The organism is Owenweeksia hongkongensis DSM 17368 (assembly GCF_000236705.1).
Lineage (GTDB): Bacteria > Bacteroidota > Bacteroidia > Flavobacteriales > Schleiferiaceae > Owenweeksia > Owenweeksia hongkongensis.
The window spans coordinates 905,785-921,707 of sequence record NC_016599.1; the positions used below are offsets into that span (position 1 = coordinate 905,785).

The 15,923-nt window shown below is 40.3% G+C and carries 6 protein-coding genes; 3 read left to right on the forward strand and 3 right to left on the reverse strand.

What is annotated here, in order from left to right; genetic code table 11:
• Positions 1–48 precede the first annotated feature (48 nt).
• Complete coding sequence (locus OWEHO_RS04160; protein WP_014201217.1) at positions 49–7,587, reverse strand: fibronectin type III domain-containing protein; 7,539 nt, start codon at positions 7,585–7,587, stop codon at positions 49–51.
• Positions 7,588–7,774: 187 nt separating this feature from the next.
• Between OWEHO_RS04160 and OWEHO_RS04165 the strand changes: the two genes are divergently transcribed.
• The 3 genes from OWEHO_RS04165 to OWEHO_RS04175 all read left to right on the forward strand — a co-directional run bounded on the left by OWEHO_RS04165 (position 7,775) and on the right by OWEHO_RS04175 (position 12,929).
• Positions 7,775–8,446 (forward strand): DUF4159 domain-containing protein, encoded by a 672-nt coding sequence (locus OWEHO_RS04165; protein WP_014201218.1) that lies wholly within the window; start codon positions 7,775–7,777, stop codon positions 8,444–8,446.
• Positions 8,443–9,606, forward strand: coding sequence for a class I SAM-dependent methyltransferase (locus tag OWEHO_RS04170; protein ID WP_014201219.1), 1,164 nt, complete (start codon positions 8,443–8,445; stop codon positions 9,604–9,606). The genes OWEHO_RS04165 and OWEHO_RS04170 overlap by 4 nt, the downstream gene beginning before the upstream one ends.
• 95 nt (positions 9,607–9,701) lie before the next feature.
• The gene (locus OWEHO_RS04175) at positions 9,702–12,929 is read left to right on the forward strand and encodes a DUF7948 domain-containing protein (RefSeq protein WP_014201220.1); all 3,228 of its coding nucleotides are present in this window, start codon (positions 9,702–9,704) and stop codon (positions 12,927–12,929) included.
• On the opposite strand, the gene hutH is transcribed toward OWEHO_RS04175, so the two are convergent.
• Together hutH and hisS are read right to left on the reverse strand one after the other, a co-directional pair.
• Positions 12,926–14,437, reverse strand: a complete 1,512-nt coding sequence (gene hutH, locus OWEHO_RS04180; RefSeq protein ID WP_014201221.1) for a histidine ammonia-lyase — start codon at positions 14,435–14,437, stop codon at positions 12,926–12,928. The two genes, OWEHO_RS04175 and hutH, sit on opposite strands and share 4 nt — an antisense overlap.
• Complete coding sequence (hisS, locus tag OWEHO_RS04185; protein WP_014201222.1) at positions 14,424–15,815, reverse strand: histidine--tRNA ligase; 1,392 nt, start codon at positions 15,813–15,815, stop codon at positions 14,424–14,426. Before hisS ends, hutH begins: the two co-directional genes overlap by 14 nt.
• Positions 15,816–15,923 lie beyond the last annotated feature (108 nt).

The following is a 15,923-nucleotide window of genomic DNA, read 5'->3' on the forward strand; positions in this document are numbered from 1 at the left end:
CGAAGTTTCTAATCAATTGACTTCTTGAAAGTTAAAGCTTTTCTAGTTCTATTTTATTTGAATTTTCTGTTGCCAGAATTCACCAGAGGTACCATCTGCACTGATAATGTATTGGCCTGCCGGTAAGTGACTAACATCAATGGAAAGTTTACCCGAGTTATCATCAAGCACGTTTTGTTTGAATAACTGCTTACCAGAAATACCATTTATACGAACCTCTTTTAAAACCAGTTCAGATCCACTCCAAATCAGCTCTAAATAATCACTTGCCGGGTTAGGATAAACTTTGATACTTTTAACAACTTCAATCTCAGTCAATCCTATTTCATTAAGCTTAAAGGCTTTGGCATGTGGGGTTCCACAAGCATTTTTTACAGTAAGTCTTACTAAATAGGTTAAACTTGGTGTGATGTATGTATGCTGAGGACTGACACCTGTACCTGAATTTCCATCGCCAAAATCCCAATCATAGCTTACGGCATTAGTGGAAGCCGATCCGTCAAACTGAACATTCATACCTGCGGATGTGGTGGATATAATATTGTATGTCCAACTGGCTAGAGCGGGTGGACAAGCATTCACATTTTTAGAAACAGTAACACTGTCTCCACAATCATTGAATGCTGTGAGCGTAACTGTTTTGGTACCTGACGAAGTAAATTTAAAAGTGATACTTGTTCCCGTTGTATCTGTACCATCTATTTTCCATTTAAAGAAAGTTGCATTTGTTGATGCTGAAGCATCAAATCTTATGGAATCAGCTATAGGAGTTTGACTAAAGTCGGCTTTTAAGGTATCACACACCTGAATGGTGTCAAACACTACCGTTGTATCTCCACAATCAGAAAATGCATTCATAGCTACAGTATAAGTTCCAGGCATACCATATAAGTGATTGGGATTAATGGCTGATGAATTTGACCCATCGCCAAAGTCCCAATACAACGAGTCAGCATTGGTGGTGCTACCTGAATTGAAAGCTACACTTAACCAGCTATTGGTGTTGGCAAAGGAGGCTCCTATTGATGGACATGTTAAAGTAGTTCTACTGGCACTGACCCATGCACTCAGATTGCCCACTCCACAACTATCCTGGATGTATACATCATATCCCGTATTGCCTTGCAAACCAGAAACCACAAGTGGGGAGTTTGAGTTTGGATAAAATGTTCCACTACCCTGTGCTTGACCAGACTCTACCACTTCTACCGTAGCATTTGCCGAGCTTACCCAATTTACGGTAAAGCCCGTTGCATTTACTGATGTAAAAGAAATACCTGCTGGGGCTGAGCATGATACGGGGTCGCTTATTACGCTAACCTCATCAATACATACATCTCCAGCAATTCCAGAGTTGGTCCCAATAAATTTAAACCTCACTGTATCTCCAGAGTAAGCGGTGAGCATTATAGAATCTACCAGCCAAGCGGCCGCATTAGAAAATTGCTGCTGACCTGTATACGTTTTCACATTGGCCCCAAATCCGCTACCATTATCTATTTGAATAGTCATAGAAGTGATACTATTACCAAACATGTGATAGGCATATTTGAACCTTGGGTTTTGAAGCGAACTTGGGATGTAAATAAATGGAGTCGTAATTTCTCCAGCACCTGATGCCCCGCCACTTGCTTCTGTGTAGATATAATTTCCTGAGATGGAAACATCACTAAGGGGTCCAGTACCACCACTTGAGGTTGTACCCGAACCTGTTCCAAAATTTGGGTTACTAATGCTAGGCCTTGACCAGCAATTGCTAATCTGGTTACCAACATTACCAAGACCAGTTCCTTCTACCCACACAGACCCATCAAAGTTTTCAGCCCATGGAGCAGTAGCCACTCCGCAAAGTGTAGTACCTATTTCAGGCCCATTCCATATACTCACATCACCTGCCGTACAACTATCTTTTATAAAAATGTCATAACTCGAAGATGGACTCAAGCCATTTATAACAAATGGATTTGTGGAGGCTGGAACTATAGTAAGTGCAACAGAAGTACCGGATGGCCTATACCCAACTAACCAGTTGCTGGCACCACCTGTAGTCCAGCTTATTGTAATACTGGTATTAGTAGATGTTGTAACTGCCAAGTTTTGTGGCTCCGGACAGCTTGGTTCTTCATCAATAGTAAGGTCATCAAAAGCAACATCAGCTGCTGTAGTAAAACTTGCTTTTGTTGCCTTTATTCTTACGACAATTGTATCATTGATGTAAGATGCTAAACTTACCACTGCCTCATCCCAAGGATCTGTGTTGGAAGTATGTTGTTGCCCTGTTTTGGACCATACCTGTGTAAAACCAGTTCCATTATCTATCTCTACTGACATGCTGCCTATACCATTTCCAAACATATGGTACCAAAAACGCATCTCTGGAGCTGCTAAAGAACTTAGATCTATTGGCGGAGTTTCTAAGAAAGCATCAAATGGTGCAGTACCGCCACCAAAAACAGATTCTGCAAAAACATACTTTCCAGATCCTGTGGTGTGATCGCCAGAAGGCCCTGTAAAGGTCGGTGGAAAAGGTATTGGGCCAGTTCTCCAAAAATAATTAGTCAAAGGTGTTCTCACCCAGCATTGATCTACACTCCCAGTATCATTAAAGTTTGGTCCAGACTGCCAAATTACACCTTCAAAATCTTCACTATATGGTGCTAGCACTGGTAAGCAATCTGTAGATTTAGTTACATATCCTAACCAGTCGCTCACATCTGCTGTACCGCAGCTATCACGAACATAAAAATCATAAGTGGTGGAACTGAGCAATGCATTAATTGTAAAAGGATTTGTAGCAGCTGCCACAATGGTTCCTGCTCCCTGGGTAAAACCTGAGGGGCCATATTCTATTTGCCAATTACTTGCACCACCGGTAGTCCAACCCAAAGTAACGGAGTTTGAGGTAGCGGCTGTAGCTACAAGGTTAGAAGGTTTAGGGCAACTTGGTTGTTCATGTACACTTAAATCATCAATTGCTATAACTGAGTTAAATGCAAAAGTGGAATTTCTATAGCCGGTAAACCTAACTTTGATAGTATCATTCGCATAGGCGGAAATATCTACTATTGCTTCTTTCCAAGGGTCAGTTTTAGATATCTGTTGTTGACCTGACAAAGTCAGCTCTTGACTCCAAGATGCACCATCATACAGCTCCAAAACAAGTGAATCAATATCAGCTCCAAACATATGATACCAAAAGCTTAATTCAGGGGTATTAAGAGGAACTGTATTAATGAGTGGCGAAACCACTACTCCATTATTAGATTGGGTAACTGTACCAAAAGTACGGTGTGTATAAAGAAATTTACCTGTACCAGAAGTATGATCTGCAGATGGACCTGTGGTAGCTGTAGTTACAGTTTGGCGTGCACCCCAAACGTAGTTTACAGTATTATCCCTGTCCCAACAGGGATCAAGATTACCAGCCACAAAAGTGCTTGGCGGAACAACCCATGAATTTCCATCAAATGTTTCAAGGTATGGTGTGGTGACAGGATTACAATCTGTGGTATCACCTACAGGACCTACCCAATCAGAAACATCTGCCAGACCACAGCTATCTCTTACATAAAATTCATAACCAGTACTTGCAGAAAGTCCTGTAACGGTAAATGGATTGGTTGTGGCATTTACAATAGTACCAGTTCCTAAGGTAAAACCTGGTGAACCATATTCTATATTCCAACCTGTAGCTCCACCAGTAGTCCATTGTAGGGTAACAGTGCTATTGGTTGTACCCACTACCAAGAGGTCCTGAGGTTTTGGACAACTAGGCGCTTCATGAATGTCTATATCATCAATAGCTGCGTCAGCCTGAGTATTAAAGCTGGCTTTATCAGCCTTAAAGCGAATCTGAATAGTATCATTTGCATAAGGAGCTAAGCTTATTACCGCTTCTTTCCAAGCCTCTGTACCAGAATTTTGCTGTTGACCTGATTTAGTCCATACCTGTGTATATCCACTTCCATCATCAACTTCTACAGTAAGGTTACCTATGGCATTACCAAACATGTGATACCAAAAAGTAAGTTCAGGAACTGTTAACGCACTAAGATCAATTAATGGTGATTCAATAAATGCGTCAAATGGAGCTGTTCCACCCCCAAAGATAGATTCGGCATATATATATTTACCGTTGCCTGTAGTGTGATCTACCGCTGGTCCAGTAAATGTAGAAGGAAAAATTGGTGGGCCGGGTTTCCACAAATAATTGGACAAAGGAGTTCTGGCCCAGCATTGCCCAATACTACCAGTGTCATTGAAATTTGGTCCAACTGCCCATGGACTTCCGTCAAAATTTTCGGTAAAAGGAGCTAAAAGGGGTAAACAGTCAGTTGTGGCATTGATAGGACCAACCCAAAAGCTTGTATCAGTAGCACTACAACTATCTCTTACGTAAAAATCATAGCTCGTTGAGCTATTTAACCCTGTTACCGTAAACGGGTTTGTGGTGGCAGTAACCCTTGCACCTGTACCTATAGTAAACCCTGGTGTTCCATACTCAATATTCCAATTGGTGGCTCCACCGGTAGTCCAACTTAAGGTAACAGAATTGGATGATGTTGAACTTAAAGTTAAGTTACTGGGCTTAGGACACGTTGGCTGTTCATGAATGTCTATATCATCAATACAAATAGTCGAATTGAAGGCAAAGGTGGAATTTCGATAGTAGGTAAATTTAAGCTTTATAGTATCATTTGCATAACTACTAATATCCACAAGATACTCTTCCCAAGGATCAGTCTTTGCAGTTTGCTGCGATCCAATAATGGCTCCACCTCTACTCCAGCTTTGGCCATCAAAAATATCTATGCGCAAAGAATCGATATCAACCCCAAACATGTGATACCAAAAGGTAAGCTCTGGAATAGTGAGCGCTGTAAGGTCAATCAGTTTTGATTCAACCTCTCCTTCCATAGATTGGCCTAGTGTGCCAAAAAAACGCTGTGCAGCCAAAAACTTACCGGTACCTGAAGTATGATCTATGCTGGCCCCGGTAGAGAATGAGGTGACAGTAGTTACAGGTGTCATTTGATAGTTTACTGTTTCATCTCTACCCCAGCATTGGTCAATATTCCCTGGAACAGTAAATGTTCCAATAGTCCATTGTGATCCATCAAAATTTTCTGTGTATGGTGCACTCACCGGGTTACAATCTGTCTTACCAGTCACTGGCCCTAACCACAACGAAACATCATTGGCGCCACAACTATCTCTTACATAAAAATCATAAATAAAGTTTGGAGAAAGACCAGTAAGAACAAAAGGGTTAGCGTTGGTATTGACCTTAGTACCATTTCCTGGGGTAAAGCCTGTTGGCCCGTATTCTATTTGCCAATTAGCAGCACCACCACTTGTCCATTGTAGCGAAGTAGTTGAATTTGTAACTCCTAACAACATCAAATTTTGGGGCTTGGGGCATGTTGGCTGTTCATGAATATCTATATCATCTATAGAAATAGCTGAGTTAAAAGCAAATGTGGAATTTCGATAGTAGCTAAATCTCAACTTTATAGTATCATTTGCATAAGCACTCATATTTATAATATACTCCTCCCATGCATCCGCTTTAGCTGTTTGTTGTTGCCCAATAATAGCACCGCCTCTACTCCAGTTCTGACCATCAAAAATATCAACTCTCAAAGAGTCTATATCTCCACCAAACATATGGTACCAAAAAGAAAGCTCGGGAACAGTTAGTGACGAAAGATCAATTAATCCAGACTCAACCACACCGGAATTGGATTGAGCCAAGGTTCCAAAAAACCTTTGTGCAGACAAAAATTTGCCTGTTCCACTGGTATGATCTACGGATGGCCCAGTGCCAAAACTGGTGGTAGAACTCATAGGAGTCATTTGGTAATTCACTGTTTCATCGCGATACCAGCAGGCATCTATATTTCCAGGAACAGTAAATGTTCCAATTGTCCATTGAGAACCATCAAAGTTTTCGGTATACGGAGCTACAGTTGGAAGACAAGCTGTTCTTGCAAATACAGGACCTATCCAAGCTGATACATCTGATATTCCACAACTATCTCTCACATAAAAATCATAATCGGTACTAGCGCTTAAACCTAAAACCACAAAAGGGTTGGAGTTAGCATTTACAATCGTTCCATTTCCTTGAGTAAAACCTACCGGGCCGTATTCTATTTGCCAATTGGAAGCTCCACCGCTTTGCCATTGCATAGATGCTGAGTTGCTCGTTGCTCCCAACAAAACAAGATTTTGAGGCTTAGGGCAACTCGGCTGTTCATGAATATCTATATCATCAATTGCCAAATCTCCTCCCGTACCTGCTGTTATTTGGTATGAAATAAACTTCAATTGAATAGTGTCATTGGCATAAGAAGATAAGTTTACCACAGCCTCTTTCCACGCATCAGCAGAACTCGTCTGCTGTTGACCTTGTTTCGAAAAAACTGATGTATAACTTGCCCCTCCATTATTAGACACAAATACTTCCAGTAAATTAACATCAGGACCAAACATGTGATACCAAAAAGACAGTTCGGGTATAGTAAGTGGTGATAAATCAATTGGAGGAGAAACTATATGTGCGGTGTCTGGAAAAGTACCAAACTGAATTCTTTCGGAAAACAAATATTTACCCGCCCCTGAGGTATGATCACCTGAAGGACCAGAGTTAAATGGCAAAAACTGTGGTGGGCCAACTTTCATTAAAAAATGTCCTTGATAATCGCGATTAAAGCATGTATCAATTGTTCCCCTTCCAAAAAAGCCAGTACCCGTATTCCAATCTACCGACTCAAAATCTTCAGACCATGGAGCAGCAGTAACTGCGCAGCTAGTTCTAAAAGACTGGATACTCGTCCAAAAACTCACATCAGCAAGCCCACAACTGTCTCTCAATCTAAACTCATAACGCGTACTAGGGTTGAGACCACTTAAAGTATATGGATTTGTGGACATTGGCAACATTGTGCCACTACCAGGGGTAAATCCCACGGGTCCATATTCTATCTGCCAATTAGAGGCACCTCCTGTAGTCCAACTAATATTGGCGCTGGTAGCCGAAATAGATCCTACTGACACCGCGGAAGGTGGCAAACAGGTAGGTGCCGCCACGTGATGAACTGTAATTTTATAAGAGTTATTTACTATTCTTTGAGCTGTAGTAGAGCACCCTCCACCGGTAAAAGATCTAAACGCATGAAGCTTAAACTGCAATCCCCCAGTGGGTACTAATCCATTTGCAATAGAAATTCCATTTCTTGAGTAAGATTGTGTGCCATTGCCATTTGTAGGTGGCCCAAAAGTTACACTTGCCTCCTTGGTGCTTGTGGTTACACATTCTAAATAGGAACTTTGCTCACTTATCCAATCATTATTTAAAGCCATAAAATCATACTCCACATCAATTGCTGTAACATATCTTCCCGCGGGAACGGGCACATTTAGTATTCCAGGACAGCTGGAATTTAAGCTTATTGTGGTAGTGCCTGTAAAGTGATCGCTTGATATATTTCCGGCTGAATACGTGGCTATAGTAGTAGTTTGGGCAAAAGCTGAATTGCTAAATAAAAGTACAGAGAATAGGTAGGCTAGATAATATTTTAACATGGTCTAGGGAATAATTGATCTTTCGTGTGAAAATACAAAGTTTTGCCATAAATATTTATAAACGAGAGGCTTAATAGCTAATCAATTAGGCTCAATTAGTAAACGATTTAACTTTATTTATTTTGGTAATACTATTCCTACCAAGCTGATTTTGCTTTCTGTAGAACAGAACAATTACATTTGCTGCATGACTAAAAAAATTCTCTTTAGCTGCATTTTAGTTTTCGGAATTACAGCTTTGCTGACAGCTCAATATTCTCAAAAACTTGCTTTATTAAAATATAATGGAGGTGGCGATTGGTACTCCAACCCTACTGCATTGGTAAACTTGGCTTTATACTCCAATCAAAATCTCAACACTTCTATTGACCCAGAATATGAAGTCGTAGAAGTGGGTTCTTCCGACATTTTCAATTATCCTTTTATACACATGACCGGCCACGGAAATGTGATTTTCTCCGAGGCAGAGGCTCGAAACCTACGATCCTATCTACAGTCAGGTGGTTTCATCCATATTGATGACAATTATGGCATGGACAAATTTATCCGGCCGGAATTGAAGAAAATTTTTCCAAATTCCGAATTGGCACCAATCCCTCCATCTCATAAAATTTTTGCCCAACACTATGCCTTTCCAGATGGTTTGCCCAAAATACATGAGCATGATAATAAACCACCCGAAGCTTATGGCATTTTTATAGATGGTAGGCTCACCTTATTGTACACGTTTGAAAGTGACCTAAGTGATGGCTGGGAAGACGAAGAAGTACATAATGACCCTCCACAAGTGCGTGAACAAGCCTTGCAAATGGGAGCCAATATTCTTCAATATGTATTGAACGGTGAGGTAAAACCATGACTCAAAACGAGATAGATTTTATTTGTAAAAACAATTCTTTTATAAAAGAACTCATCAGTCAAGACCCTGTAAAACTCCTTTTTAAACATGGCAAGGACGAAGGCAAAAAACTACTGATTGGACAGATTGCATCTCGCCAAAGGATTAAAAAGAAGTTGCCTTCATGGTATGATAATTACAATCTCATATTTCTACCAGGACTCAGCCTCGAGCAATCAAGCTCAGAAGATACTGCGACTTTAAAAGCTAAACTCATTTCCGGAAAACACTTGCTCGATATTACAGGAGGCCTGGGTGTAGATAGTTATTTTCTCTCACACAATTTTGAGCAAACTACCTATGTAGAGCAAAATCCAGAACTTTTTAAGGTAGCGAGTCACAATCTGAGTTCATTGAGTAAACGAATTAGAACCGTTTGCGATGATGGCTTAGATATTTTGAAAAGTAGCGATGCGGATGTGGTATATATAGATCCTTACCGAAGAGATTCTAGCAATCAAAAAATGGTTTCGCTAGCAGATTGTGAACCTAATGTATTGGACATACAGCCTTTGCTCACACAAAGGAAGCGAATCACTTACATCAAGGCCAGCCCCATGTTGAGCATCCATAGCACCTTAGAAGAACTTCAAGATGTAAGTGAAGTATGGATAATCAGCAATCGAAATGAATGCAAAGAGGTTATTTTCAAACTACAAGAAAATCAAGATTCAGCTGTAAAGGTTAGGACTTTTAACTTAGGGCTTGGAGAAACAGAAGAATTCGAATTTGAGCTCTCCCCTAATGTTAAAACTGATATCTCCTTTTCCGAACCATTGACTTACCTGTATGAACCTAATGCTTCAATTTTAAAAAGTGGTGGTCAGGATTTTTTAGCTAAAAAATTAGCTTTAAACAAATTACACCCAAACAGTAACTTTTTTACTTCATCTGAAAAGGTTGACGATTTTCAAGGGAAATCTTTTGAAATTATAGAAGTACTCACCCCATTTCATCCTTCATTAAAAAAAGGACGCTTCAATGTAATTAGCCGAAACTTCCCAAAGAAGGCAAACGAAATAGAAAAGAAACTAAAACTACTTTCCCATAAAGAAGACTATTTGCTTGCCACAAAAACCATTGGCGAAAAGCACATTTTCATCAAGGCAAAATTACTGTAACACTTTCGCTAAAAGCCCCATATACAGCGGTAAATAAATCACACCTCGCATATTACCTGCGCATTGTTTAATATTGGTACTTTAGTGGGTTATTAATGAACATTAAAGCTTGTCATAGCGTCCTCATACTCTTCTTCCTATTCTTAGGAAGTTGCCCTTTGATAGGGCAAGAAGCTACCTTTATTCCAAATAACGGTCAGTGGGAAGGCGATTTTGAATATAAAACCAACCTAAGCAGTGGGGCCGCATTTTTTGACAAAAACGGCTTCTACACTCTCCTCATTCCTGGTGAAGGACACCACCATCATTCCCATGAAGGAAGTGGTAAGCCTGTAACTGAAAAGCAACAAGCCGTAAACATACGGATGAACTGGGTAAATGGGCAAGCAGAAAAACTCATACCAACCAAAAGTACCAACTACTACCGCAACTATATTCTAGGTAAAAAACCCTCCCGCTGGAAAACGAAAGTATCTGTATTTGAAGAACTGATCTACCAAAATATTTACCCTGGAGTAGATGTGAAATATTACAGTACCGAAGGGCTGTTTAAGTATGATTTGTATTTAGCCTCTGGCGTTCCGGCTTCTACAATCAAAATGAAATACTCGGGAATTAAATCAATTGAAGTTAAGAGGAATCGCCTGAATATTATCACCGAACTTGGAAATATTGAAGAATGGATTCCGGAAGCATATCAGGAAATAGGTGACCAAAAGAAAAAGGTAAACTGTTACTATATAGTAGAAGGAAACACAGTGAGTTTTAAACTCGGAAAGCATGATACAAATTACCCCGTGGTTATAGATCCAATATTGGTATTCTCGTCTTTCTCAGGTAGTATTGCTAATAACTTTGGTTTTACCGCCACTTATGACAATCATGGTAATTTTTATGGTGGTGGAGCCGCACTTAACGTTGGTTTTCAAGGTACCCCCGGTGTTGTTCAAATTCCTTTTGGTGGTGGCCCAATGGATGTTACGATTAATAAATTTTCAAGTGACGGTACAAGTTTACTATATGCAACGCATTTAGGTGGTGGACGGTCTGACGCACCTCACAGTCTTAATATAACTCCACAAAATGAACTACTGATTTTAGGCAATACCGATTCTGATAATTTTCCTACCACTACCGGAGCTTTTCAAACGAATTTTGTACAAGGGCCTAATTTTTCAAATTCAGCAACCTTTCCCTACTATAATAAAGGATCAAACATTTTTGTAGCAAAGCTGAGTAGTGACGGAACAAACCTTATTTCATCTTCCCTTTTAGGCGATAGCGGTGGCGATGGTATAAACATGAAAATTTATAGAAATTATGGTGACCGTTTTCGCGGAGATATTTTAGCACTTTCCAATGGAAACATTGCATTTACATCAAGCTCTCTTTCTAAAAACTTACCATTAATCAACAATGGAATAAACACCACTGGGTCTGATCAAAATGCCATTGTAGTAGTCATGAATTCTAGTCTATCTCAAATTGTGTGGGGCTCATATTTTGGTGGTGACGTCCATGAGTCAGGTTATTCCGTAAAATCAGATGGGACCTATCTCTATGTGGCTGGAGCTACCAACAGCGCCTCAATTCCTGCTTCTACGGGAGGTCTAAATTCTTCTAACATAGGTAAGTTAGACGGCTATATTGCAAAATTTCAAATTTCTAATGGAGCACTCATTCAAAGCACCTATTTGGGAGGAGCAGAAGATGATCAAGCCTTCTTTTTAGATATTGACAAAGACAACAACATTTATATCCATGGTCAAACTGAAAGTACCATTCCTGTTTCCAGCAATACTTATGGTACTAGCGGGGCGCAGCAATTCATTCAAAAGTTAAATAATAATTTAACCACTTTACAGTGGAGTACTAATGTGGGAACAGGAACCAAAAGTGATTGGGTTCCCACAGCCTTTATGGTAGATCGCTGCTATAATATTTATATGAGCGGTTGGAATGGAGGTTCGAATACTTCGGTTGCGACTGGTGGTTTTTCTTCAAATAACACAAATGGTCTCCCTACTTCTCCTGATGCTTTTCAAAATACCACAGATGGAAGTGATTTCTATTTCATGATACTGACTAAAGACGCCCAATCCTTTCTGTTTGGAAGTTATTTTGGCGGAACCTCTGAAGAACATGTGGATGGAGGAACGAGCCGATTTAGCCCGGACGGTGTGATTTATCAGGCTGTATGTGCTGGCTGCTTTGGAGGGACATTTCCTACTACTCCAAACTCATACTCTCCTACAAAGCCAAACAATGATTGTAATCTTGGAGCCATAAAAATCGACTTTCAGCAAACTGTTCGGGCAAATGCCACCATTGACCCAGTTATGGGTATTGATACTATTTGTGATACACTTTTTGTGAATTTTTCAAATACTAGTATACATGCTAATAAGTTTCACTGGGACTTTGGAAATGGGCAAACTTCAAACTTATATCAACCAAGCGTTAAGTACACCGCATTTGGTAGCTATACCATTACTTTAGTGGCCGAGGATACTGTTTGTGATTTATCAGATACTTCCTCCATTGTGATTAATCATCAACAGGGCGCCACGGTAATTGCCGATTTTGAAGCTTCTTATGCAGGCTGTAATAATAACTACGAGGCTAATTTTAAAAATTACTCAAGCAATACTGATACCTATGAATGGGATTTTGGTGATGGAAGCACTTCCAATTTACAAGAGCCTACTCACTCCTTTCCTGATACAGGTACTTACAAAGTTCAATTAATCTCAATCAGTTCGGACTGTAACAGACGGGATACCTTAACCAAAATTGTCACTTTTTCAGATACAGTAATTACTCCTAATGTTTTTACCTCCTACCCTGATTGCAGTGATGGAAAAATTGAAGTGACTATTGAAAACAATCGTAAACGTTATAATTACCGTTGGATTTATAACGGCAAAGGATTTAGCGGAGCACACCCTGAGATTAGGTTTCAACAAAGAGGACTCCATAAGGTAATGCTTACTATTGAGGACACTCTTTGTAATGCTACCCACGATTTTGCTTTTGACCTAAATGTACAAACCATCAATAAATCTACCTTCATCCCAAATTCATTTACCCCTGATGGGGATGGTATAAATGATCAATTTGAAATATTTGGTGAAAATTGTAAAGACAGTGACTACATGCGTATTTACAACCGCTGGGGACAATTGATTTTTCAAACCAACAGTCCATTCGATACCTATTGGGACGGTACCTATAAAGGTAAACCCGTCCCACAAGGTGTATATACTTTTTCGCTAAAAACCGGTGAAGATGTAACCAAAAATACGGTATTGCTTATCCGCTAAAAGATAAGCTCGCTGTCTATTTCTAGATCTGCAATAAATGCTTTCGCTCTTGCAATGTCATTTGACAGAATCCTATCCTTATCAATAAATGGAACCTCCTGGCGGAAAGTTTCAATGAACGATTCTATAAAGGGCGAAGTTTTATCATCTCTAAAGTAAAGAGCTTGAGAAGCACAAATTAGCTCAATAGCCAAAACAGTTTCCAGATTATCAACTACCTGCCAAGCCTTAGTTGCTGCATTGGCCCCCATACTCACGTGATCTTCCTGCCCGTTAGACGAAACAATAGAGTCAACAGAAGCAGGTGTACAAAGCTGCTTGTTTTTACTAACGATAGATGCAGCTGTATACTGAGCAATCATCAAACCTGAATTGAGCCCGGGAGTTGCCACTAAATAAGTAGGCAATGCTCTCTGTCCGCTCACCAAAAGGTAAGTTCTACGCTCTGAAATATTGGCTAATTCAGCTGTTGCGATGGCCAGCATATCCAGGGCTATGGCCAAAGTTTGACCATGGAAATTTCCTCCGCTGATGATTTTATCAGCTTCAGGGAAAATCTTTGGATTATCCGTAACCGAATTGATTTCGGTGGTAAATACCTTTTGAACGTATTCCAAAGCATCCTTGGTAGCACCATGTACCTGAGGGATACAACGGAAAGAATAAGGATCCTGAACATGTTGCTTTTTGCGACCTATAAGCTCGCTGCCTTCCAAAAACTCGCGCACAGCCTCAGCTGTTTTTATCTGTCCATTGTGCGGACGAGCATGATGAATCAACGGATCAAAAGGCTCAGGACGACCGTCAAAACCTTCAAGTGAAGCTGTTGCAATCAGGTCTGCCAGATAGCTTAACTTCAACCCTTTGAAAAGTGCCGAGCAACCATAGCTGGCCATAAACTGTGTTCCGTTAAGCAAAGCCAAACCTTCTTTTGATTGAAGCTCAATGGCAGAAAGATTGTGCTCTTTGAGCACTTCAGCCGCAGGTTTCAACTCGCCATCCATGTACATTTCCCCTTCGCCAAGTAATGGCAATGAAAGATGTGCCAATGGCGCCAAATCACCAGAGGCGCCCAATGAACCTTGCTCAAATACTTTTGGCAACAGCTCATTATTATAAAAATAAAGAAGGCGCTCCACCACTTGGCGGCTAATACCCGAATGGCCATAAGACAAAGACTGAGCTTTTAGCAAAAGCATCAACTTCACTAACTCCTGTGGCACCTCTGCTCCTGTTCCGCAGCTATGAGATTTCACAAGGTTTTCCTGTAGCTGCGAAAGGTCATGCCCTTCAATGGTAATATTATACAAAGACCCAAAGCCAGTATTTATACCATAAATGGGATCTTCTGCTTCCTTTATTTTGTTGTCTAAATATTCGCGACAAGCGTCAATGCTTTTCTTTGCTTCATCCGAAAGTTGAACTTCCAGATTTTCGCTAAACATTTCATACAGCCCCTTTAGTGAGATATGGGCTGCTGATATATTGTGAACCTTAGTGTCGGCCATATTGGTTTCCTTTTTGAGTAGAAAAATGTTCTAGTAATTCGATGCGGCTGTATTCTTTCTGCTCCCCGCTCAGCATATTTTTCATGCTAAATTTTCCGGCCTCCATCTCCTGGCTACCTATCATTACCACGTTTGGAATATTCTTTTTATTGGCAAAATCCAGTTGCTTTTTCATTTTGGCATTATCCGGATACACTTCCGCTTTTACGCCAAGGTCACGAAGATCATTCGCCAAAGTAAGGCTGAAAAGACTTTCCTTTTCGCCAAAGTTCACAAACATCACTTCCGTAGAAGCTACTTGCTCATCGGTAAACAAATTCAGCTCTTCCATCACAATTTGGATGCGATCCAAGCCAAATGAAATACCAATTCCCGAAAGGTTTTTTATTCCAAAAATACCGGTAAGGTCATCATAGCGACCACCGCCACCGATGGAGCCCATTTCTACATTCTTGGCTTTCACCTCAAAGATGGCTCCTGTGTAATAGTCCAATCCACGGGCCAGGCTAATGTCCAGCACTACTTCATTTTTAAGATTTAGCTGCTTTAAATTTTCCAGTAAAAACTTAGCTTCCTCTACTCCTTTGGCGCCAACTTCAGTAGAAGAAACCAATTTGGAAACTACTTCCAATCGCTCTTCATTACTTCCTGTAGCTCCTATTATTTCAAAAAGGCCATCTCCTACTTTTGGGTCAAAACCATTTTTGTCCAATTCTTTTCTTACGCCTTCCTCACCAATCTTATCTAGCTTATCCAAAATGATGGTAAACTCTCCTAACCTTTCGGTAATGCCCAGCGCTGCGGCTAAACCACCTAGGAGTTTTCTATTATTCATGTGAATGGCTGCATCCACGCCAAGTGTTTTGAAAACCTCGTCATACATGCGGATAAACTCCAGCTCTAAAAGCAAAGAGTCAGATCCTACCGCATCAGCATCGCATTGATAAAACTCGCGGAAGCGCCCTTTTTGTGGTCGGTCTGCACGCCAAACCGGTTGAATTTGAAAACGCTTAAAAGGAAAATGAAGATCATTTTGGTTTTGCACTACGAAGCGCGCAAAGGGCACAGTAAGATCGTAGCGAAGAGCTTTCTCAGAAACAGACTGGCCAAACGCATTGGAATCATCCGCTACAAAGGCATCTTTATTTGATTTCTTAATGAAATCTCCAGAGTTCAATATTTTAAAAATCAAGCGATCACCTTCTTCACCATACTTTCCGGTAAGGGTGCCAAGGTTTTCCATAGCTGGAGTTTCGATAGGCAAAAAGCCATATTTACGAAACACCTCTTTTAAAACGCTCAGAATATATTCGCGTTTTTGCATCGCCTCTGGCAACAAATCGCGTGTGCCCTTAGGCAAGCTCGGTTTTACAGACATACTATTTTTTGAATTTAGTAAGAAGCCGCAAAATTATAAGAAATATCGGGCTTAGGGTGGCTGTATACCGTTTTAAAAAAGATCTAATTGTGAATTATATCAAGCTGT

Excerpts from the sequence above, each read along its gene's own strand:
- OWEHO_RS04160 (WP_014201217.1), bottom strand. The coding sequence starts at position 7,587 with ATGTTAAAATATTATCTAGCCTACCTATTCTCTGTACTTTTATTTAGC.
- OWEHO_RS04165 (WP_014201218.1), top strand. The coding sequence starts at position 7,775 with ATGACTAAAAAAATTCTCTTTAGCTGCATTTTAGTTTTCGGAATTACA.
- OWEHO_RS04170 (WP_014201219.1), top strand. The coding sequence starts at position 8,443 with ATGACTCAAAACGAGATAGATTTTATTTGTAAAAACAATTCTTTTATA.
- OWEHO_RS04175 (WP_014201220.1), top strand. The coding sequence starts at position 9,702 with ATGAACATTAAAGCTTGTCATAGCGTCCTCATACTCTTCTTCCTATTC.
- hutH (WP_014201221.1), bottom strand. The coding sequence starts at position 14,437 with ATGGCCGACACTAAGGTTCACAATATATCAGCAGCCCATATCTCACTA.
- hisS (WP_014201222.1), bottom strand. The coding sequence starts at position 15,815 with ATGTCTGTAAAACCGAGCTTGCCTAAGGGCACACGCGATTTGTTGCCA.